We start from the raw sequence: 20,706 nt of genomic DNA, 5'->3' as shown, positions 1-20,706 counted from the left end.
TTCACCTCTACCGTGTTCTATAAGTTCCGGGGAAGAAATTCATCATTACCGCCAAAGGATGGCGACAGTCATTTCTTCCTGGCACAACCTCATCGAGGGGCGGATTGCCTCCCATCGGCCTTGCCCCTTTGTCATAATGATTGGGAAGCAGCGCCGGCGAAGCGTCCGAGGAAGGACTGCAGGCGCTCGCTCTGTGAATTCTCAAATATTTGCTCAGGCGTTCCCTGCTCCACAATTCTGCCTTCCGCGCCGAAGATGATCCGGTCGGCCACGTCTCTTGCAAACTCCATTTCATGCGTGATCAGCAGCATCGCCATCTCGCCTTCGCGGGCGATTTCCTTAATAACCTCCAGCACCTCGCCGACCAGCTCGGGATCAAGCGCGGAGGTCACCTCGTCGAATATCATCACCTTGGGCTGCATGACGAGCGCCCGGGCAATGGCGACGCGCTGCTTCTGTCCGCCAGAGAGCTGTGAAGGATACACCTCCAGCTTCTCCTCCAGCCCCACCTTGCGCAGCATCGTGATGGCGCGGTCATGCGCTTCTTCCCTGGACAAGCCCAGCACGGTACGCGGAGCCATCGTCACATTGCGCAGGACGTTCATATGCGGGAACAGATTGAAATGCTGAAAGATCATCCCCACCTTGCCCCGCATCCGATGCAGATGCTTCTCGTCCGCACGGACCAGCTTGCCTTTGACCTCCATATGCCACAGCAGCTCGCCATCCAGTTCGATTGTTCCGCCAGTCGGCTCCTCGAGCGTCATGAGCAGGCGGCCAAGCGTGGTTTTGCCCGATCCGCTCGGTCCGATCATAGCGATCTTCTCTCCCGGATAAAGCTCCAGATCCACACCCTTGATTACCTCCAGCTCCCCGAAGGATTTCGTTATATTGTTATATTTTACAATCGGCTGGACATCCGCGAACCTCTCGTTCCGGTCTTCCCGTGCGTCCAGCTCCTCTGTTTGTTTCTCCAACTGCATGCTCATTCGGACCTCACTCCTTACCCTGCGTATTTCCCGTTAAGCTTCTTCTCCAGAAACCGGAACAGCACGGTCATGATCAGGCTGATAATCAGGAACAGCACTCCTACAACGGTATAGGGTTCAAACACCCGATAGGAATCAGAGGCGGCATTCTTCGCGGTGAGCAGCAGCTCAACGAGCGTAATCGCCATCAATATCGGAGTTTCCTTGAAAATAACAATCAAATAGTTGCCCATCACCGGTACAATCGGCCGGAAAGCCTGAGGCAGTATAATTTTGATCCACGTTTGCGTTTTCGTAAAATTAAGCGCGCTGGCCGCTTCCCATTGACCGCGGGGCACTCCGTCGATGCCGGAGCGGTAAACCTCGGACAAATATGTGCTGTAATGCAGCCCCAGCCCGATTACCCCAGTCGTGAACGCGGATAAGGAAGCCGAAGGAAACAGCATCGGCAAAATATAAAACAGCGAGAACACCTGCACCAGCAGCGGCGTGCTGCGCACGAACTCCACGAAGCCGCGGATCGTATACCGCAACACGGCAAATCTGGAGCGGGAACCAACCGCCAGCAGCAAGCCGACTGCAGCCGCAACCAGAAACCCGCACAAGGTCGCATAAAGCGTTACCCGCAGAGCGCCGAGTAGCTCCGGCAATAAATCCCAGACATAATCCCATTTCCACATCTCTCATTCACCTCCAAGCCGCAAATTTGCGTTCCAGCAGCCGGATTGTGACCGTGATGCATGCAGACAGGGCAAAATAGATCACAAGCAGCAGACCAAATATCTGCGGTGTCCATGATAAATAATTATTGCGGAGAATCATGGCTTCATAGGTAAGATCGCTCAGCGTAATAAAATAGACCAGCGAGGTCGATTTCAGCAGCTCGATCAATAAATTTCCAAAAGGCGGCAGCATGCGGACAACGGCCTGCGGAATGACCACGCGCCACATTCGCTGCCGAGGGGTCAGGTTCAGCGCCAAGGAGGCTTCATACTGACCGGAAGGAACAGCCAATATGGAGCTTCGTACGATTTCCGAGCCGTATGCCCCGCAGTTCAAGCCGATCGCCAGCACTGCCGTCACCATCTTGCTCAGTTCTATTCCCGCAAACGGCAGAGCGAAGTAGATCCAAAACATAAGTACAAGAAGGGAGGAGGCTCTAAACAGATCAACATAGATGCGGGAAATACCGCGTACAACCGCATAGCTCGATACCCGGCCAAGACCAGCCGCCACAGAAACAATCAATGCGACAATCCCGGCCATTACCGTAACTTGAATCGTAATCTTGACCCCTTCGTACAGGAGCGGAAACATCGCCGACCAAGTCGGAGTCATGATTATCCCTCACATAACTGGCTGGAGGTCATATCTCCAGGCAGCTCCTGCTCCGTAAAACCGAATTTCTTGAGAATTTCCAGCAGCTCGCCGGATTCCTTCATCTTCTCAAGCTCTGCGTTATAGGCCTCCTGGAAAGACGTATCCTCCGGACGGAAGGCCGTAGCGCCGTAGCCCGTAACATCTTTTCCGTCCACCATTGGCTGTTCAAAGTCCATGACCCGCTCCAGCTTGGCGTCCTTCGCACTGTCCAGTCTGGATTGCAGGGCCGGTCCCGTCATCGTCATGGCATCGGCGCGTCCGGACTGCAGCGCGCTGATGGCCGCATCCTGATCTGGTACGATAACCATCCGATCCTCCGGAATGCCGGACGCCTTCAGATAATCCAGCTCAACGGCACCGGCCATAACCGCAACCTTGGCCTTGTCGTTATCGGCAATATCCTTATAGCTCCCCAGCTTGAGCGGATTTCCCTGCTTCACCGCTATCGCTTCGCCGATGCTGTACTCGGGATTAGCGAACAGCACCGCTTCGCAGCGTTTGGGATTAATGAACATCCCCGCCGTAATCATGTCGAAGCGTTTGGCCTGCAGACCTGCGATCAAGGAAGTGAACTCGGTCAATTCTCCCTTCATTTCCTTAATGCCCAGCCGATCCAGGATAACGCGGGCAATCTCCACCGCCTCACCGGTCAGCTTTCCGTCGGCATCTTTATATGCATAAGGATTCTCGTTGGCGAAACCGATTGTTACCGATCCTTTTTTCTGCGCGTCAGCCAAGGTCCCTGTCGCCTGGCTGTTCCCCCCGGATGCATTGGCATTGTTATTTGCCGGTGATGTCCCAGCCGTATTGTTGCCGCCAGCCGGTTCATTGCTGTTCTGACCACATGCCGCCAACAAAAGCATTGGCAGCAAAACGACGATCGCCCAAACCTTCTTCAAATGCTTACACAACCCTTCGTCTATATTTATTAAGAAGACTTATATAAGGCTAACATCTTTGCCGCAGGAGGTCATTTCCAGTATTTCAGGATAAAATTGCTTATTTTTGGCTCTCGTAGGCAGAGCCACCCTCATCCGCCCCATCCTCCTTTTTCCTCTTGTATATTGCCGTATGATCCTGCATAAGGAGTTTTACATCAGAGGTCATCTATGATAAATAAACAATAATTATAAATTGAATCGCCCTTTTATTACATTTTTATAATAAAAATAAATTATATTTTACATTTGACGATAAAATGGGATAGGAATGAACAAAAAACCACCTTTTTCGCGATTGTTCGCTAAAAGGTGGTTTGAGGCGAAACTATTACGGGTATGCTGCGCGGGTGGATCAATTTACTTCGATAAAGGCACGCTGCGCGGGCAGGTCAATTTACATCGATAAAGGCACGCTGCGCGGGCGGGTCAATTTACATCGATAAAGGCACGCTGCGCGGGCGGGTCAATTTACATCGATAAAGGCACGCTGCGCGGGCGGATCATTCTTACGATCGCTGTTGTCCTTCGGAATTCTTGATTGGATGAAACATTTAGCGGTAAATTTCGAAAGACAAAGGCGACCACTATCGTTTCTCCAGAACGATTCCGCCCGCTCCGCGCTCAAGATTCAAAGCCAAGCCGAATGGCACTTCACCGCCCATACAACAAAAAGAAGAGCGCTTGACGCGCTTTATTAGCCAATTCAGCGCCACAACCGCTATTTCATCTAATGATAAAGCTAAATCGCCTTTTTAACTCCCCGCGAATATCAGACATTTCCTCATGCGCAGCCAGGCCTTTTGCACCAGCCTTTCAGAATAAGACCGATAGCGCTTCGCAATGACTTCGAATGATAAGAATAAGACCGATAGCTTCGCTCGATGCTCGAAATATAAAACTAAGACCGGTAACTTCGCTCGATGCTCGGATATAAGAATAAGAGCGGTAGCTTCACACGATGCTCGGATATAAGACTAAGACAGGTAGCTTCGCTCGATGCTCGGCAGAGCAGAACAAGACCGTCCGCGCTTCGCGCTTATGCGGCTATTACGGCTCATCTGCTTTCATAATTCATCACGGCGCGTGTCCATCTGTCGACGACGAAGGATCGTCTGGGCATACGCATGGGAGGCTTCAGCTGGGGTTTGAGCGAGATCAGTTCACCCGTAGCCTTATGCTGGGCGCCGCGTTTGCGCAGAGCCTGCTTGGAACGGTGGAGCACCATTTTGACCGCAGGTACAGTACAATCCAGTTCATCTGCAATATCCTGATAGGAATAACGAAACACCTCGGCGAGCAGCAGCATTTCCACTTCACGCTCCGACAAATGCTCCGTTACCCACTCCAGCAGTCCCCGTACGGAGGCATAATTCTCATCGCAATAGGACTGTTCACCTGCTTCATCTATAGGAACCATAATGCCCCTGCGCCTACGATATGCGTCTATGTAAACGTTTCGGGCTATTTTATACAATAATGATCGCGGATATTGGACATCACCCTTGCTGCGGTAATGCTTGAAAGCCCGGAGCAGCGTCTCCTGGCGCAAATCCTCCGCTTCCCAATGGGATGCCGTCAAATAAAAACAATAGGTCCGTAAATGATTCAGATGCGGGGTAATGACATCTTCAAACTCAGCCCACGGCCTCATGCATTCGCCTCCTCACTGTTTTTTCCCAGTGTAGCACGCAAATATGAAACCAACATGAAAGCTACATGAAAAATCCGGGCCTAATTCGTGACCATGGCACTAACGGGAGGCTTCTGCTTGAATGATCAGAACGTCGTAAGTGGCAGCAATGCCCCCCTGTACGCTGAATTTGTCCTCATATGACTTATACATATCGGCAAACAGGCGGCGCGTCCCGATACTGCGTGTTGTGTCGGCCTGGGATGTGCTGGCCCCCATCGCCTTGACTGAGTGGAGAAATTCCCTGGGGGATGCGTAGATTTCCCGTTGAATAAAACCCTCACAGCGAATATTGTCAAATCCCGCTTCATTAAGATGATTAACCCAGCCATCTGCCGATTGAAAAGAAAGCCCGTGCCGCTGCGGCGCATGCCCGCTGGCTGTATAAGCTTCATGAAAGGACGCATGCAGCTCATTGAAGGTATCCGGCCCAAAGGTGGCGAATGTCAACAACCCTCCTGGGCGAAGCAGCCGCTGAATGTGGCCAAGCGTTTGCCCTGGATGGTCCAGCCATTGAAAACAGGCGTTGGAAACGATGAGATCGTATGCGTCTTTCGGTGCATCAGCCGCCCATAATTCGATATCGGCCTGAACAAAACGTACAGGATCGCGCTGGTTGCGAATTCTGCCCTCCTGGTTGGCCTTGTCCAACTGAAGCCTCTGCTTGGCCGCATCGATCATAGCGGGCGCAATATCAAGAGCCGTCATCGATGCGCGAGGCCATTGGGCGGCCAATCTTTCAGTCAGCGCGCCCGTGCCGCAGCCGATCTCCAGAATATCCAACCCGGCCATGTCCGTCTCACTCTTCCATTGGTCCAGGGATCTCGCCACCCGGTCTGCCATATCGCGCTGCACTCGGGAGTGAATATCATACATACCCGCCGCGCTGCGGTTAAACTGATGCCGAATTGCCTGCTTGCCGCTGCTCATACCACCATCTCCTTATTTCATCGGCCAGATCAGCTTCCCTTTCCAGGAAAGGCGCATGCCCGCAAGCGGGCAGGGCCAGCAGCTCTGCCCGCGGCAATTGTGCCGCAAGCTCTGACGCAGCGCCGTATGGGCAAATTTTATCCTCTATTCCATGTATAAGCAGAGCCGGACAAAGGATTGCTGGAAGCTGAGACTGGCATTCCATGTTCCGCAGAATCTGAAGACCTGCAAGGAGCGCCGGAGTCGTCCAGCTTCCTGCCGGCGGGAGGCTGGCGCCAAGTCCGCTCTTCCATTCCGCCTCCGTCAGCAGAAGCTGTCGAAATCGGGCCTCTACGGCATCCCGATTCTTCGCAAGACCTGTAATCATCTGCCTGAGGTAGATATCTGCCCAGCCTCGGTCAGACTCTTCCCTGGAGCGGATAAATCTTGCGTTGGCCGCAAACAGGACGAGACCATCGGCCCAGCCTGCAGCCGCCAGTCTCAGCGCCAGCAAAGCGCCAAGCGACCAGCCTCCAATCAGAAGGGGACCGGAGCGAGTTTCTGTCTGACTGGCAGCCCGGTCTGGTGACAGAGCCTTCCTGACTGCCGCTTCCGTCAAAAGCAGTATCGCCTCCTCGGAATCGGCAGCGCTGTACTGTACGGAAAGATGTTGAAAATCCGGCAGCTGCGAGCGCAGCCGGTCAAAAATCGAATCCGGCATGCTCCATCCAGCCAGCCACAAAATCGTGCCCCCGGACTCCTCCTGCTGCAAAGGTGGCCCGTTACCCGAATGTCTCATCCACCTGCCACCCCTGATTGAAGGGCAGCGGCACAGATGAGTGCCGCGGCATCGGCCAGCTCCCGTTCCGTGTGGGCGGCGGACAATGAGAAGCGGATCCGCGCCGTGCCCTTGGGCACAGTCGGCGGACGGATTGCCGCCGATGCAATACCCGCTGCCTCCAAAGCGCTGCTGAAACGCAAGACAGCTGCATTATCGCCAATAATGACGGGGATGATCGGGGAATCTCCCGCAGCGATATTGAAACCGGCGGCGCCAAGCGAAGAGCGCAGTCTCCTGCCCGCAGCATTAAGCCGTTCCCGGCGCCAGTGCTCGGTCTGAACCAGCTCCAGCGCTTTGGCGATACCAGCTACTATGGATGCGGGCAGGGCGGTCGAATAGATCAAGGTTCTAGCCTTGTTTATCAACCATCGGATCAGCGTACGGCTGCCGCAGACATAAGCGCCGTAGACGCCAAACGCTTTGCTGAATGTTCCCATATGTACATCCACATCCGCCTGCACGCCAAGCTCATGGCATAATCCCTCGCCGCGCCTGCCGTATATCCCTCCGCTATGCGCCTCGTCCACCATCAGCATGGCACCGTATTCACGCTTGATCGCTGCGAGCTCGCGCAGCGGAGCCTGGTCGCCATCCATCGAGAAGACGGCATCTGTCACGATCAGCTTCTTCTTTTTATCCCGGTGCTTATTCAATAAAGCCCGCAAGTGCTCCATATCGTTATGCCGGTATCGGGCATGCTCCGCGCGGCTTAGTATGATGCCATCCACGATGCTCGCATGGTTCATCTGATCGCTGAATACAACATCGCCTCTGCCTGCCAGCGCGGCGATGACCCCGGTATTGGCCATGTAGCCATTGGCAAAAACAAGCGCTGCTTCGCAGTTCTGCCACAGGGCCAGCACAGTTTCCAGGCGGCCGAAGGACGGCCGGTTGCCCATCACCAGGCGCGAAGCGCCGGAGCCGGCCCCTTCGGCGGACTGAGCTTCGCGCATCGCTTCATTAATCGCGTAATGCTGCGCAAGTCCCAGATAATCATTGGAAGACAAATCGAGCAGCTTTCTTCCCCCGCGCATGATGTAACCCGGGCATCCGGGCAACGGAGCGCTGGCTCGCAAGGTGCGTTCCAGCGAAGCATCAGTCATCATTTCAAGCTCTTTTTCCATCCAGTTCATAATCATTCCGCCCTGCCCTCATAGAGCACTAATTTCAATTTCAAAGCCCATATCTTCAATCATTTGATGATCTTCGGATACATGTTGTCCGGCTGTCGTCAAATAATCGCCCACAAACAGGGAATTGGCTGCATATAGAGACAGCGGCTGCAGCGTACGAAGGTTGACCTCGCGGCCGCCGGCCACGCGGATTTCCTTGGAGGGGCATATAAATCTGAACAAGGCCAGCACTCTCAGCGCTTTTAGGGCCGGCACACGGTCCGCTTTTTCAAGGGGTGTCCCCGGTATCGCATTAAGAAAATTGACCGGAATGGAATCCACATCAAGCTCGCGGAGCGCAAAAGCCATTTCCACAATTTCCTGATGGGTCTCGCCCATGCCGATAATGACTCCGGAGCAGGGAGACATGCCGTAGGCTTTCACCTTTTCCACAGTTTCTACACGCTGTCCATAAGTGTGGGTAGTGGTGATTGCCGGGTAGTTCGCTTTACTTGTATTCAGGTTATGATTGTACCTATGCACGCCCGCTTCCGCCAGCCGCTCGGCCTGGCCGTCCTTCAACAAGCCCAGACAAGCGCATATTTTGAGCGGCATGGTTCTGCGGATTTCCTGTACCGCGTCCGCGACCTGCTCCAGTTCCTTGTCCGTCGGTCCTTTTCCCGAGGCTACGATGCAGTAGGTTCCGGCTTTGCGCGCCATGGCTTCGCGCGCTCCGGCGAGCAGGGTATCTTTATCCAGCAGGCTGTATTTTTGTATGGAAGCCGTCGATACGATGGATTGCGAGCAGTAGCCGCAATCTTCGGGACACAACCCGCTTTTGGCATTGATGATCATATTCAGCTTAACCTTCCTGCCGTAAAAGAACTTCCTCACACTGAACGCGGCATGCATGAGCGGCAGCAGCTCATCATTGCCGGCTTCCAGAACGGCGAGCCCTTCTTCCAGTGTCAAGCTTTCCCCATTTAACGCCTTTTGGGCGAACGATTGCCATTCCATTTGAAGTGAAATTGTGTTCATCTCGGTCATCTCCTTAATTTCCAGCCAAAAGCGCCTCTTTGACCAGTGCGAATTGAATATGTTGCCGTACGGTATGTACCAGCGTGTTCGTATCCTCCGGGGCATGAATCCGGGGAAGACGGCCAAGCACCGGAATTCTGCTGTAATGTTCGATCAGCTCTGCATTTGTGGAGAGGCTCGGATCGTCATGCGTTTCTGCCGATTCGCCATCGTTCAGGATGATACCGACAATGGAAATTAATCGAAGCTTCAGGTATGACACCGTCAACAGCGTGTGGTTAATCGTGCCGAGGCCGGATCGGGCCACAATAAGTGCGGGCAGACGAAGCTCTGCCATCAGGTCCGCCACGAGGGCATCCTCTGCCAGCGGAACAGCCACGCCTCCCGCTCCCTCTACAAGGAGCGCATCGTATCGCTTGGCAAGCGGTCCGCCGGATGCAATCAGCTTCTCCAGCGTAAGGGTCACTCCCGCTTCCCGGGCTGCGAGCAGCGGTGTAAGCGGAGCGGCAAACGAGAAGGGAGCCACCGCCTCCGGCAGTTCATCGATCCCGGTGCTCTTCAACAGCTGCTGGGCATCAGTCCTTCCACTGCCAAAAGTGCTGCCGGATTGAACCGGCTTCCAGACGCCGACATTCCTTCCTTCGGCGCGAAGTGCAGCGGCGATTGCCGCTGTGACGACCGTTTTGCCAACGCCGGTGTCCGTACCCGTCACGAATAGTCCTCTTATTGGCTGTGCATTCGTTTGGTTCATGCCGCCGGCCCGCTCTCGGTGACGCAAATTATCGCTTCCACCAGAATAGCCGTCATGAGCTCCAATTCCGCTTCGCTGCTGGCAAGCGGAGGGATGAACACGATCACATTGCCGAGCGGCCTCGTCAGCATGCCGAGTTCTCTGGCTTTAAGACTCGTCCGGACGCCGATTCGCTCCACCCATTCGTACGGTTCGCGTGTATTCTTGTCGCGTACAAGCTCAATTCCGATCATCAGTCCCTGCTGGCGGATGTCCCCGACATGCGGGCGTTCTTTAAGCGCTGCGAGCCTATGCTCCACCAAAGATGCCTTGGCCCGAACCCCTGACAGCATACTGCGCTCTTCAAACAGCTTCAGGCTGGCCAGCGCCACGGCACAGCCAAGCGGGTTTCCCGTAAAGGAATGACCGTGAAAAAAAGTTTTCTGCTCCCCGTAATCGGCATAAAACGCGTCATACACTTCATCGGTCGCAAGCGTCGCCGCCACAGGCAAATAACCGCCCGTAAGACCTTTGCCGATGATCATCAGATCAGGGGAAACCCCTTCAAGGTCGCACGCGAACATCTCTCCCGTCCTGCCGAAGCCAGTCGCCACCTCATCGGCGATTAGCAGGACATCATGCTCGCGGCACAGCTTCGCGATTTCCCGCAGGCAGCCAGGCGGCATCACGATGATGCCCGATGCCCCCTGCACAATCGGCTCTACGATCAGAGCGGCAATGCTGGCCGCCTGCGAATGGAGCAGCCTGCGCAGGGCGGTAAGCGTAGTTTCCAATGCTTCTGTTTCTCCGCCCTCGCAGCGGTAGGCATAAGGATAAGGAATGACATGGGAAGGAAAAAGCATGGGACGGAACACATCATGGTACAGCGGAATCGCACCGACACTGACCGCGCCGATCGTATCCCCGTGGTACGCCTGATTCATCGTGATAAACTGCGTTTTGCCCCGCACACCCCGGTTATGCCAATATTGAAAAGCCATCTTGATGGCAATTTCGACACCGGTTGCTCCGGAGTCGGAGTAGAAGACTTTCGTCAGTCCTGGCGGAGTAATTTCGGCCAGCTTCCCGGCAAGCTCAATGGCGGGCACATTGGCCATGCCAAGAAGGGTGGAGTGCGCAACGCGGCCCAGCTGGTCCGTTATGGCCTGATTCAGCTCCGGCACGTTATGTCCGTGAATATTAAGCCAAACCGAGGAGAAGCCGTCAAAATAAGCCCTGCCGTGAATATCGTACAGCCTGATGCCTTCGCCGCGTTCGATAATGAGAGGTTCCGAGGCATGATAGTCTTTCATTTGGGTAAAAGGATTCCATAGATGCGCCTGGCTTGTAGCAGCAAGCCGTTCGTAATCCGTTTGCACAAGACATCACCATCCATTAGGCATTTTAATTGTTAACCATAAACAAAAATATGGTTAACAATTAAGTAAAGCCATTGTAGCAAACCCGTTTATGTCTGTAAAGGGAAAGAATACGGCGGTTTTATCGCATCGTACAATACTGCTGGGGCATCGTTATAGCTTCCTTCATCCCGTTTAATAGCCATCCTCCATGCGTCTGCTGGCTGGCATACAATCCAATGAACCTTCTCAAGGACATAAATTTAACACGGCTTATCCACCTATTGAGGAGTAAGAAATTTAATGAAAGCTTGTCTGATCAAGGCATTATCCGTCACAGATTTGCTCATGTCCCTGACGTTAATTCGGGTGTCCGATGGCATAGACCATTTATCTCTTTGGGAAGGGCATACAAAGCTCATTCATGAAGGCCATTTGATTATTACAAGTGCATTTTTCTCCAGCTTTCTTCGTACTTGTCGGCGTGCACGGCATTCACGCAATCTCTAACAAGCGAACAGGTATCTTGGCATCTTTACTTGGAGTCTGCCAACAAGTGAAACGATGCCGAAGAATGGGGTCACGAAGCCCGCCCTACAGGCTGCTGCCGAATAAGGCTGAATACCAGGGAACCTTCATGCAGCGAAACACCGCGTGCCGGGAGCTGCGCGCGGTGCGAAGAGATGAGCTGCCAGAAGCGGTGAGACTGGATCAGCAGAATGGGGTTGAATGGGGAATTTGCGGCTGAAGAACCGCGGGCTGGAGACAGGGCAGGCAACAGGCAGCCCTGCTACGCTCTGCCGGCTGCAGTCCGTCTTTGCCAGATGAGGAACAGGCGGATGCACAAGGTGATCCAGCAGGCGCTGACCCAGTAACCGCCGAGCACATCGGATGGATAATGAACGCCGAGATAGATGCGGGAGAGGCCGATGCACAGTATCATGAACAGGCTGAAGGCAATCAGGGCAATTCGCCAGCGCTTGGTGGGCAGATGCCGCCACAGCAGAAAGGTTAATATGCCGTACAAGGTGAAGGCCGACATGGAATGGCCGCTGGGGAAGCTGAAGCCCCCTTCCGTGGCAATACGGTGTATATCCGGACGGGCCCGCTGATACAGGGCTTTCAACGTTTCATTGAGCATCCACGAGCCGAGCAAAGCGGCGATAAACAATACAATCTCCCTGCGGTGCTTGAACGCCACAGCAAGCAGAACGGCGATAACAAGCGAGAATGGAACGGCGATTTTCGAGGAACCAAAATAGGACAAGCCATTTGCAATCCGGGTGAGCCAATCATTTTCCCAGCCTTGAACGGCATGAATAATTGAAAGATCAAACTGCTTTAGGCTGTCTCTTTGGACAAGCAGGGAAAGCCCCCCGAATCCTGCTAAAGCTAGCAGCAGCAACAAAACCCACATCAAACATTTACCTCCATATTCTATAACTCACAGTACGCCGAGAATCCAGCCTTCCAAAGGAACAATCTCCGCTGTCTGCTGCGGCGTCAGTGTGGACAAGCTCATATAATGCCCCAGTCCGCCGGACCGGTCCTGCTCCTGCAGCCAAAGCGCGATGGCATAAGCATCCCGCTCGTCCCGTTTGGCAAGCTCCCCGGGGTACGAATACCGGTTGTGCAGCAGCGAAGGATACACCTCCGCGATCACGCTCTTGTGCGGGGGCGGCTTGAGACCGTCATAAGGCCAGACGTGCAAGATATCGGCGAACTCCCTGCGGAGATCGTAGATCCAGGGCAGCCCGGCATGCGTGGAGAACGCCACGGAGATCAGCGTCGGATTCAGGTGAAGCACACTCTTCGCGGAAGACGTGTACTTCTCCGTCACTCTCAGCTCCGTCGGATTCGGATAAGGCAGCGTCGGGGAGGCAATCGCCGACACCGGCTTCTCCCTCGCCTCCCCCCAATGCTCGTCAAAATGCCGCAAAAAGGCCATCCAGTCAGGCAAAGCCGGCTTATGCGGTCGCTCATCCCGAAAATAGGACAAAGGAAAGGACAGCCCGTGATCCATTCCCACAATCATCGCCCCCCGTTTGCCTTCCTGCTGCGCTCTGAGCGAATCCGCCAGATAGGCGTAACAGCTCTGGCGCGACCAGCTCCGGTTATGACGCGCACGCTGCGGCTCCCCGCCGGCAAGGGCCTCAAATATCTGAATCGAGGTATGCTTGTGCCTCGGTGAAGCTTTGCCGGAATAATCGATGCCCACATAATGCTCAAACATAAACAGCCTCCATATTAGCGGACTTATGACTCAAGTGAAACTGATCACAATCGCCGTCTTGTCGTCCGATTTCTTGACCCGGGGATATATCACGCAGTCGGGATCGGATTCCTCCAGGGCAAGAAGCCAGTCGATATAAGACTGAAGGCCCATTTCCCGCACCTTGACGGCGATCTCCAGCGCTCCCTCGCGATCGGATTCGCCTGCTTGCTTCGGTATGTACAGACCGTCGGACAATAGCAGGAGCGACTCGATATTGGTCCGGCTGATCCGCCCGAATTCCGCATAATCCACAAATGCCGGATCGCCGTTCAGCACGGCATAGCCCCCCGGCGCGTTAGCCAAATCCCGCCCCTTTATGATCTGCGGCTTGGCATATTCCCACAGCTCCGCCCGCGTCGCAAGTCCCGCCTGAACCCCCTCGGCCCATACAGCTTTTGTCCAGTCGTCGACATGGGCCAGTTGATCATGTGTGATGATCCGTATCGTGCCATCGCTATAGTAAGCTGCCAGCATGCAATCGCCGGCATGGGCGAATTCAATCCATTTCTCCCCGATATGAATCAGGACGGCGCAGGCGCTCCACAGCTCTTCTTTCCGCTCCGGCCTTATGCCTGCGTCCAGCATGCGCGCGCGCAGCAGCCGGTTCGCCTCCTCCAGCAGTCCAAGCGGAGAAACAGCCACGCCTTCTTGCGCATCGCAATAGTCGGCAATCAGCCTCGCGGCCAGATAACCTCCGGTCTCTCCACCGGCTCCCGTATAAGGAACGAGCGAGGTGGCCCCGTCCACAACGCCGAACAGCCCGGCTTCTTCATTCACTATGAGGGAATCCTCGTTCCACGGACTTACGCCTTTTACGGTAACACTCGTCAGCTTCAAAAGCCTTCTCCCCCTATCGGTTCTCTATTATTATGGAGGTATTTGCGGCACCATTCAAGTATCGGCATGCAGGCGCAGTTGTCCGCTTGGGAGGCAGGCACTCGACATTTTCATGCATTGGCTTTATGATGATTCCGATACATAATGAACCTGTTCTCATAGAGACCAGGCACGGGTACGACCCCATCAACCCGAACCGGCCAATGAACAAGCATCAGCGCCCGGATCGAATCCAAGCGGGCATAGATTCAGGCTTGAAACAACAAAATCCCCATCCTGTGGAAGAATGGGGATTCATGAAAAGGAGCATGAAGAATGGCACAGCATCGCCGTTTATTGACGGATCAGGATTTCAGTGAAGCGCAGGAGCGCCAGTTCCGCATCCGTGTTTTCAAGGATGATCATATTGTTGATACGGGCGGGGTGATTGTCCGCTTTGACGAGCAGACCATTGTTATCCAGTCCAGCGTCAGCGATGTCGCTTATTATGCCCGGAAGGACTGCGAATTTTTTGAGCTGCGCAAAAGATAACCGCGTGTGGCTGGCGTCTAAACACGCATCGCCACAGCGTGCGCGGGGAGCTCTTGCGATGCAGAAGCTGCCGAACGCGGCCTTGAAGGAGATCAGGCCATAAGGGCTGATGACATTCCGCTAAAAGCTGAAAATCAGCCTCAGCGGACGCCACAGCTCCTGACCATGGGCAGCACCGGCCCAGCGTTCGAAGTGAGGCTCCATGGTGCCGTGCCAATCCTCCGGCGTGCGGCTGGTGTCCAGAAGCCCTCGCCTCGGGACAGCGCTCACCTCTGCCGGAAGCTCCTGATAGGAGAACAGCAGCGTGCCGCGTGCTCCGATGATATAGGTTTTATTGAAGCCCTCGGGCCGCTCCTCCTGCAGCTGGTAATGATAGAAGACATAGGATGCGAACTGCTCCGGCTTCAGCCGGGCTATCGCTCCGGCACGCTGCTCCACCTTGTGCGAGCCGCGCCAGGAATCAGCATCTTCGGGCATGCCGTCATGAAAAATATCGATCATCGATACCACCGTTTGCCCGCCGCTTTCGTCCGGCCAGTTCTCCAGCCATCTGCCGGCCGCCGGTTCCCATTCGAAAACAAAATCATCGTTTGCCGTTTCGTAATACAGGCATACATGCCTGTCGCCCGTAAAGACGGAGAACGTGCTTATGCCCTGATTTTGCAGGACTGCCTGAAGTACGTCCCCATTCTCCTGCAGGACATGCAGAAAAGGCTCCGAACCTCCGGTCTTAAGCATGGAATAAGCCAGTCGTCTTCTCATCCGCATATTCCCCCCTTACCAGAATAGCTCCTCATGTCCCCTCAGCTTGCAGATCGCCTCCGCGAAGAAATAATCGCCATAGATCATGGGAACATTCACGAATGCCCGCTTCGGAAAATTCGCGGTTCCCATGCGCAGCAGGCCCTCTTCCCCGTCGTCATCCCAGGTCCCGCAGCGTTCATCCAGTTTCTTCAGCATGCCAAAAGCCGCATCCCGATAGTACCGGGCATCCGCCGCGGGCACGAGCCGGGCGATTTCCAGCATTCCGCTGGCTGCGCAAACGGCGGCGCTGGAGTCCATCCCCATGCCTTCCTCGTGCGGGGCCCGGAAATCATAAGGCGGCAGTCCGTCCTCCGGCAGATGATCGAGGAACATCTGTGCCGTCCTCCTTGCCGAATCCAGATACCGGTTCTCGCCCGTATACCGCGCGCCGAGCGCCATTCCGTAGAGCGCCCAGGCCGTTCCGCGGGACCAGGCCGAATCTGCGGCGTAGCCTTGACCGGAGATCGCCCCAAGCCGCTGCCCCGTTTCGGGATCGAAGCTTACGATATGATTGCTCGATCCATCCGGGCGGATGATGTCGCGCAGCGCCATATCCGAATGCTCCATCGCAAGATGACGGTAGCGGGGATCCCCCGTCACCTCGCTCGCCCAATATAACAGCCCGAGATTCATCAGGCAGTCGATGATCGCCCAGCCCACGCGTTCCGGCTGGTTCCAGGCCCGGATGAAATGCCCTTTGGCATTGTAACGGCCCATCAGATGGCTGGCCGCCGTCAGGGCTCGGCGTCTGGAATCGGGATTGCCCAGCAGCTTGTACTGCGCGACTGACGTCAGGCTCCACATGAAGCCGACATCATGATGCAGCGTCTCGTACTGATGGAGCGGAGCATCCAGCTGTCTCTCAACAGAGTCGGCAAGATTCCGCAGCCGTTCATCTCCGTTCTCCCGGTAAATCAGCCAAAGCAGCCCCGGCCAGAAGCCATTGGTCCACCAGTCCGGCTCTTCATTGTAGTATTGTCCGTCTATCGAAATATAGGGAAATGAGTCGCCGATTCGCCTGCTTGTGAGGCTGACCTTGCCGATAATCTGCTGCCATTTGTCCTCTGCCCATTGAAGCTGTTCCGCATCCTGCATCCCTGTATTCCCCCATCCTTTTTGTGTTCCGTCATCTCTTGCGCTCCCGCCACCGGCCTTCACACGCCATAGATGCGCCTGGCATTGAGGCTTCGCGCAAGCTTCCGCTCCGGCTCGCTCCATTCAGACGGCAGCACCTTCTCGAAAAATTCTACTGCTTCGTCATAAGTGCCCCCGAGCAGCGCAACAGGCCAGTCGCTTCCGAACATTACCCGCTTGGGACCGACCGCCCCGCACAGATGATGAACATAGCGGTAGAGAAGCTCCGGATAGAACCCTCCCGCCTGGGTCAGCATCCCGGAGATTTTGAAAGCGGTGCCAGGAAGCTGCGCCAGCAGCGAGACTCCCGTGCTCCATGGCTCCCAGGCTTCATCCTTCACGCCCGGAATGCCCAGATGATTGATGACGGCCTTCAGATCCGGCAGCTTCGACAGTAACTTGGCGGCAGCTCCCAAGTGCACGGCAGTCACCAGCATATCCAGCGTCAGCCCGTCCGACTGCAGGCGGGAAAGCCTGGACAGCAGCAGGCTCTCGGCGCTGCTTCCGGCCTCCGGAATATCGCCTCCGTTGATGCGGATCCCGGCAAAACGGCGGTTCTCCCTCAGCCTGACGTAATCCTGCTCAAAATCGTCCGCTAGCAGGCTCATCCCGCCTACCACCCCCGCGATCCACGGAACCTTCTCCGCAAGCGCCAGCATGTAATCTGTCTCCGCAGTGGTCGCCGCAGCCTGAACAAGGATTACCGAATCGACATGATTACGCTCCAACGCAGGCAGCAGCTCTTCCGGAATGAAGTCCCGCGCAATCACCGGAGTATCCGGTTTAATCCAAGTATAATCCCCGCGTGCCAGCTCCCACATATGGACATGGCTGTCTACATACATGCGATTACCCCTTTCCGAATTACACCCGCCATTTAAACCGTACTTCACTCTCAACATGCAGATCTGGCCTGATTGCCGTCAAAAGAATGCGGTAGAAGACACGCTCTTCCCCATTCAGCCCTTTGGCCGTCTGCGGGTCGATTTCCAGCTCAAAAGCCCCCGGTTGATAATTCATCTCCACGGGCCCAAGCAGCAGCGTACCTGTCTCCGGCCGCAGCGGCTCAACCGATGAAATAAAGACTTCGACCACCGATTGCGGTTGTCCTTCAAACCGCAGGGAGTCCGCTACCATCAGCTCGAAAGCTCCCGATGCTGATCGCTTCCAGCGGAAACGGCGCGTCAGCCCTGCCAAGCCTGGACAGTCATAGGCTCCGGTTAAATCCAGATCAAAGCCAACCTCTTCCTCCGTGCGTGCATAATGGATGACCTCCACCCGGTACTCTTTGCCCGCAGACTGCCTTCTGCCCCCAATAATTGGTACTGAATGCCCGTGCGATCCGGCGGTCAGCGTCTCGTACCGGATTCCGGGCTGAAAATATTGCCGCGTATAATGGCCGGCTCCCGGGTCAGCCAGCACGCTGACGCCATTCACATGCAGCAGAAAGTGCCCCAGATCGTTGTGGTTATGCGGCTCCCCGTTGCTGCCTCCCTTCGCGGCGAAGGCAATGAAACCATCCCCGCTGCGGCTTTTGGAGATCGCCCATTGGTGGCCCTTGAAATAATAATCCTCATGGACCGGCTCGCCGCCAGCCGAGCTGGACGAAGCTTCAGCTGTGGAAGCCGCCTCGGCCGCATCTCCGCCGTCCAATGTCCACATCATCAGCCTGCTCGTATTGGCCCAATAAGTGAACAGCTGATTGGCCTCAGGCTGCTGCTGCGGCACCTCGACATTACTGAAACGTGAATGCAGCCGCGCAAACAAGCCCAGATTAAAATCAATCCGCTCCACCGAATCGGAGAAATTGACGACCTTGCTGCCGGAGAGCAGGCAGGCATTCGGAAAAGTGACGATCCGTCCGATCTTATCGCCCTCAAGGAGATCAATCCGTCCTCCCGTCCGCTCACGCAGCAGCTCCGCAAAGTAGACATAGAACCCGAAGCCGAACTGCCAATAGGCTACGCCTTCCGCCGTTGCTCCTTCCTCGTCGAAGCCGCTCAGATGGTTCCTCATCGAGTCAATAATCCGCCACAGCATGCCCGACAGCCGCTCGCTGTCACGTTCTTCATAGATAGCGCACGCGCCGATACCGGCTGCGCATACAGCAGGCCAATTGTTGGTCTTCAGCTCCCAGGTATGCGGCGCCGGATCTCGGAAGAACGGGCCGAAGATGCGGCTGTCCAGCTCCTTGCGGATCCGGTTTCGAATCCAGGGATGCAGCGTATCTCCGAGCAGAGCCAGGATTTCGGCAAGCGCGAAGCCGGTAATCGCAGCGAACAAATCCACCGATTCGCGCGGCGGAATTTCGCGGTCCCAAATATCGTCCGGGTACGCGTTGCGGTATACCCCCACATGCGCCGGGAACACCCATGTCGATTCCTCGCAAATCGCCCACAGGCAATCTTCAAGCGGCGTATCCCATTCGCCTGGGCCGTCTGTCAGCCGAAGCAGGGAAAGCACGGTAAGGCGCATCCTCCTGTCAAATATTTTGGCCTCGAAGGTCTGCCGGTCCCCCGTCTTCCCGAAGAGGATAAATTCGGAGAACGGCAGCACCTCGGGCTGATTGGCCGCGTAGTACGCGCCCTTCTCCCGCACCTGCGCCCATAAAGGGGCAAACAGCGGCTTAGCCGCGCTTTTCTTCCAGTTATCGGCCGCTAATGATTCGGGGAACAAAGTATAACCGTCCCTGTCCGCTTCTTCAAGCGCCGTCTTCAGCTCGCGAAGTGTCAGTTGATCGATGCCCATGGCTTAAGCTCATCGCCTTCCTTAACCATTCTGATTTACTTGCTGCAGCGCGCCTCGCTCCCGGCGATGCCGGAGGCCTTGTATAGGCGCCGGTTCCTGGCTTCGTTCCGGCTCTTGTCAGCCAAAGACGGGCGGGAGCCCACCAAACAACTCATACAAACGGGCAAGCTCCGCTTCCGGCAGCCCTTGCCCGTCGCAATAGCTGATGTTCTTAAGCAGCGACTGCACGGAGCTCGTACCCGTCAGCGTAACCGCAATGTCCGGACAGGTCAGGCTGAAGCGCATGGCCGGCTCGATCAGGCCCTTCGGTCCGGGCCTGCGCAGAAAGTCCAGATGCGCCTTGCGCCGCTCCGCCTCTTCAAGCAATTCCCGGCCCTGAAGGAAGGGAGCGGGTGAATCTGCGAGCAGTCCCATGCCCAGCACGCTCCCGTTGATAATGCCGACTCCATGTTCTCTGGCGAAGGGGTGCAGCGTGTCCTTCGACGAGAAATCGATCAGCATGTAGCGGCCGTAATTTTGCACCATGTCAATCTTCCCCGTAGCAATGAAGGGCAGCAGCAGCTCGGGCTTGCCGGCATTGACGCCGATCGCCCGCACCTTGCCCTCCTCCTTCAGCTTCAGGAAAGCCGCGACGGTCCCGTTCATCGCTTCCTCGAAGGTCGTCCGCTCCAGCTCATGCAGCTGAATGAGATCGATATAATCGGTTTGCAGGCGGCGGAGGCTGTCCTCGAAGCAGCTTAGGGTATTCTCGTACGTATAGGCCTGATCGCGCCTCACGGCTTTGGTTGCCAGCACCGTATCGGCGCGTCTTCCCTTCAGCGCGCGCCCGATACGCAGCTCGCTTTGCCCGTTGCCGTACAGGGGAGCGGTATCGATGAAATTAATGCCGGAATCAAGCGCCGTGTGAACGACGCGCTCTATCTCTTCATCCGTAGTTGCGCCGAAGTCGCCGCCCAGGGGGGCGCCGCCAAGACCGAGCTTCGACACCCGGATGCCGGTTTGGCCCAGCGTCGTATACTGCATTTCGTTCCCTCCTTGCTTTATCAGCCCCCGCAAGCAGAAACGGCTAATGCCGTCCTTTGCGGCAGCGTAAATTACTTCCATTGGACCCACTAGTAATGGATAAATGTGATACTTATGCATTCTGGCAAGAAGTAACGGCTATCGCCGTCCCTGGCGGTAAAGTTAGTTTCTTCCTCACAATTATCAGAAAAAGTGAGGCCAAATTTTATACGTTCTGATTTTCAAGAAGAAACGGCCGTTCGCCGTCCTATTGGCGGCGCAGCAAGTTTCATTCCTCAGACATATAAGCAAAGAATAGATGAAATGATATACTTCCATATATTTCAAAAAGCTTCGCCGCTCTCAGACGGCAGACCCCGTTTCTTC

The 20,706-nt window shown here is 55.4% G+C and carries 21 protein-coding genes; 2 read left to right on the top strand and 19 right to left on the bottom strand.

Annotation, left to right across the window (positions count from 1 at the left end):
* Positions 1–131: 131 nt before the first annotated feature.
* The 11 genes from ehuA to bioA form a co-directional block, all read right to left on the bottom strand.
* On the bottom strand, positions 132–983 hold the full coding sequence (gene ehuA, locus ACFOLF_RS23540) for an ectoine/hydroxyectoine ABC transporter ATP-binding protein EhuA (protein WP_210038944.1): 852 nt from the start codon (positions 981–983) through the stop codon (positions 132–134).
* Between the two features lie 20 nt (positions 984–1,003).
* Entirely contained in the window at positions 1,004–1,669 is a 666-nt protein-coding gene (ehuD, locus tag ACFOLF_RS23535; protein WP_210038838.1) for an ectoine/hydroxyectoine ABC transporter permease subunit EhuD, read from the bottom strand.
* Positions 1,670–1,676: 7 nt separating this feature from the next.
* Complete coding sequence (ehuC, locus tag ACFOLF_RS23530; RefSeq protein ID WP_210038837.1) at positions 1,677–2,327, bottom strand: ectoine/hydroxyectoine ABC transporter permease subunit EhuC; 651 nt, start codon at positions 2,325–2,327, stop codon at positions 1,677–1,679.
* 2 nt (positions 2,328–2,329) lie between these two features.
* A complete protein-coding gene (gene ehuB, locus ACFOLF_RS23525; RefSeq protein ID WP_379113523.1) occupies positions 2,330–3,268 on the bottom strand; it encodes an ectoine/hydroxyectoine ABC transporter substrate-binding protein EhuB in 939 nt (312 codons plus the stop codon).
* 1,096 nt (positions 3,269–4,364) lie between these two features.
* Positions 4,365–4,961, bottom strand: a complete 597-nt coding sequence (locus tag ACFOLF_RS23520) for an RNA polymerase sigma factor (RefSeq protein ID WP_210038836.1) — start codon at positions 4,959–4,961, stop codon at positions 4,365–4,367.
* A gap of 99 nt (positions 4,962–5,060) precedes the next feature.
* Entirely contained in the window at positions 5,061–5,930 is an 870-nt protein-coding gene (bioC, locus tag ACFOLF_RS23515; protein ID WP_210038835.1) for a malonyl-ACP O-methyltransferase BioC, read from the bottom strand.
* Positions 5,893–6,708, bottom strand: a complete 816-nt coding sequence (locus tag ACFOLF_RS23510; protein ID WP_210038834.1) for an alpha/beta hydrolase — start codon at positions 6,706–6,708, stop codon at positions 5,893–5,895. Before ACFOLF_RS23510 ends, bioC begins: the two co-directional genes overlap by 38 nt.
* Positions 6,705–7,883, bottom strand: coding sequence for an 8-amino-7-oxononanoate synthase (bioF, locus tag ACFOLF_RS23505; protein WP_210038833.1), 1,179 nt, complete (start codon positions 7,881–7,883; stop codon positions 6,705–6,707). Before bioF ends, ACFOLF_RS23510 begins: the two co-directional genes overlap by 4 nt.
* Positions 7,884–7,901: 18 nt before the next feature.
* Positions 7,902–8,900 (bottom strand): biotin synthase BioB, encoded by a 999-nt coding sequence (gene bioB, locus ACFOLF_RS23500; RefSeq protein WP_210038832.1) that lies wholly within the window; start codon positions 8,898–8,900, stop codon positions 7,902–7,904.
* Between the two features lie 13 nt (positions 8,901–8,913).
* Entirely contained in the window at positions 8,914–9,651 is a 738-nt protein-coding gene (gene bioD, locus ACFOLF_RS23495; protein ID WP_210038831.1) for a dethiobiotin synthase, read from the bottom strand.
* The gene (gene bioA, locus ACFOLF_RS23490; RefSeq protein WP_210038830.1) at positions 9,648–11,009 is read right to left on the bottom strand and encodes an adenosylmethionine--8-amino-7-oxononanoate transaminase; all 1,362 of its coding nucleotides are present in this window, start codon (positions 11,007–11,009) and stop codon (positions 9,648–9,650) included. The genes bioD and bioA overlap by 4 nt, the downstream gene beginning before the upstream one ends.
* Positions 11,010–11,562: 553 nt before the next feature.
* On the opposite strand from bioA, the gene ACFOLF_RS23485 reads away from it, so the two are divergent.
* Positions 11,563–11,736 carry a hypothetical protein gene (locus tag ACFOLF_RS23485; protein WP_379219526.1) on the top strand — a complete coding sequence of 58 codons (174 nt, stop codon included), beginning with the start codon at positions 11,563–11,565 and terminating at the stop codon, positions 11,734–11,736.
* Positions 11,737–11,778: 42 nt separating this feature from the next.
* On the opposite strand, the gene ACFOLF_RS23480 is transcribed toward ACFOLF_RS23485, so the two are convergent.
* The 3 genes from ACFOLF_RS23480 to ACFOLF_RS23470 are packed head-to-tail and all read right to left on the bottom strand — an operon-like array spanning position 11,779 to position 14,100.
* Complete coding sequence (locus tag ACFOLF_RS23480; protein ID WP_210038828.1) at positions 11,779–12,405, bottom strand: phosphatase PAP2 family protein; 627 nt, start codon at positions 12,403–12,405, stop codon at positions 11,779–11,781.
* Positions 12,406–12,432: 27 nt separating this feature from the next.
* On the bottom strand, positions 12,433–13,221 hold the full coding sequence (locus ACFOLF_RS23475) for a hypothetical protein (RefSeq protein WP_210038827.1): 789 nt from the start codon (positions 13,219–13,221) through the stop codon (positions 12,433–12,435).
* A 30-nt stretch (positions 13,222–13,251) separates the two neighbouring features.
* A complete protein-coding gene (locus tag ACFOLF_RS23470; protein WP_210038826.1) occupies positions 13,252–14,100 on the bottom strand; it encodes a protein phosphatase 2C domain-containing protein in 849 nt (282 codons plus the stop codon).
* Between the two features lie 315 nt (positions 14,101–14,415).
* Here ACFOLF_RS23470 and ACFOLF_RS23465 point away from each other — a divergent pair, with 315 nt between their 5' ends.
* Complete coding sequence (locus ACFOLF_RS23465; RefSeq protein WP_210038825.1) at positions 14,416–14,631, top strand: hypothetical protein; 216 nt, start codon at positions 14,416–14,418, stop codon at positions 14,629–14,631.
* Positions 14,632–14,751: 120 nt separating this feature from the next.
* Here the strand turns inward: ACFOLF_RS23465 and ACFOLF_RS23460 are convergent, their stop codons facing one another.
* The 5 genes from ACFOLF_RS23460 to ACFOLF_RS23440 all read right to left on the bottom strand — a co-directional run bounded on the left by ACFOLF_RS23460 (position 14,752) and on the right by ACFOLF_RS23440 (position 20,340).
* Entirely contained in the window at positions 14,752–15,393 is a 642-nt protein-coding gene (locus ACFOLF_RS23460) for a hypothetical protein (RefSeq protein ID WP_210038824.1), read from the bottom strand.
* 15 nt (positions 15,394–15,408) lie between these two features.
* Entirely contained in the window at positions 15,409–16,530 is a 1,122-nt protein-coding gene (locus ACFOLF_RS23455) for a glycoside hydrolase family 88 protein (RefSeq protein ID WP_210038942.1), read from the bottom strand.
* A gap of 59 nt (positions 16,531–16,589) precedes the next feature.
* Complete coding sequence (locus ACFOLF_RS23450; protein WP_210038823.1) at positions 16,590–17,414, bottom strand: amidohydrolase family protein; 825 nt, start codon at positions 17,412–17,414, stop codon at positions 16,590–16,592.
* 19 nt (positions 17,415–17,433) lie between these two features.
* Positions 17,434–19,317, bottom strand: a complete 1,884-nt coding sequence (locus ACFOLF_RS23445; protein WP_210038822.1) for a heparinase II/III family protein — start codon at positions 19,315–19,317, stop codon at positions 17,434–17,436.
* A 117-nt stretch (positions 19,318–19,434) separates the two neighbouring features.
* Complete coding sequence (locus tag ACFOLF_RS23440) at positions 19,435–20,340, bottom strand: aldo/keto reductase (protein WP_210038821.1); 906 nt, start codon at positions 20,338–20,340, stop codon at positions 19,435–19,437.
* Positions 20,341–20,706: the final 366 nt, after the last annotated feature.

It is taken from the genome of Paenibacillus sepulcri, from assembly GCF_042647105.1.
Classification (GTDB): Bacteria; Bacillota; Bacilli; order Paenibacillales; family Paenibacillaceae; genus Paenibacillus_Z; species Paenibacillus_Z sepulcri.
The sequence above is the reverse complement of the archived record's forward strand: the minus strand, read 5'-3'. Positions and strand labels throughout refer to the sequence as shown.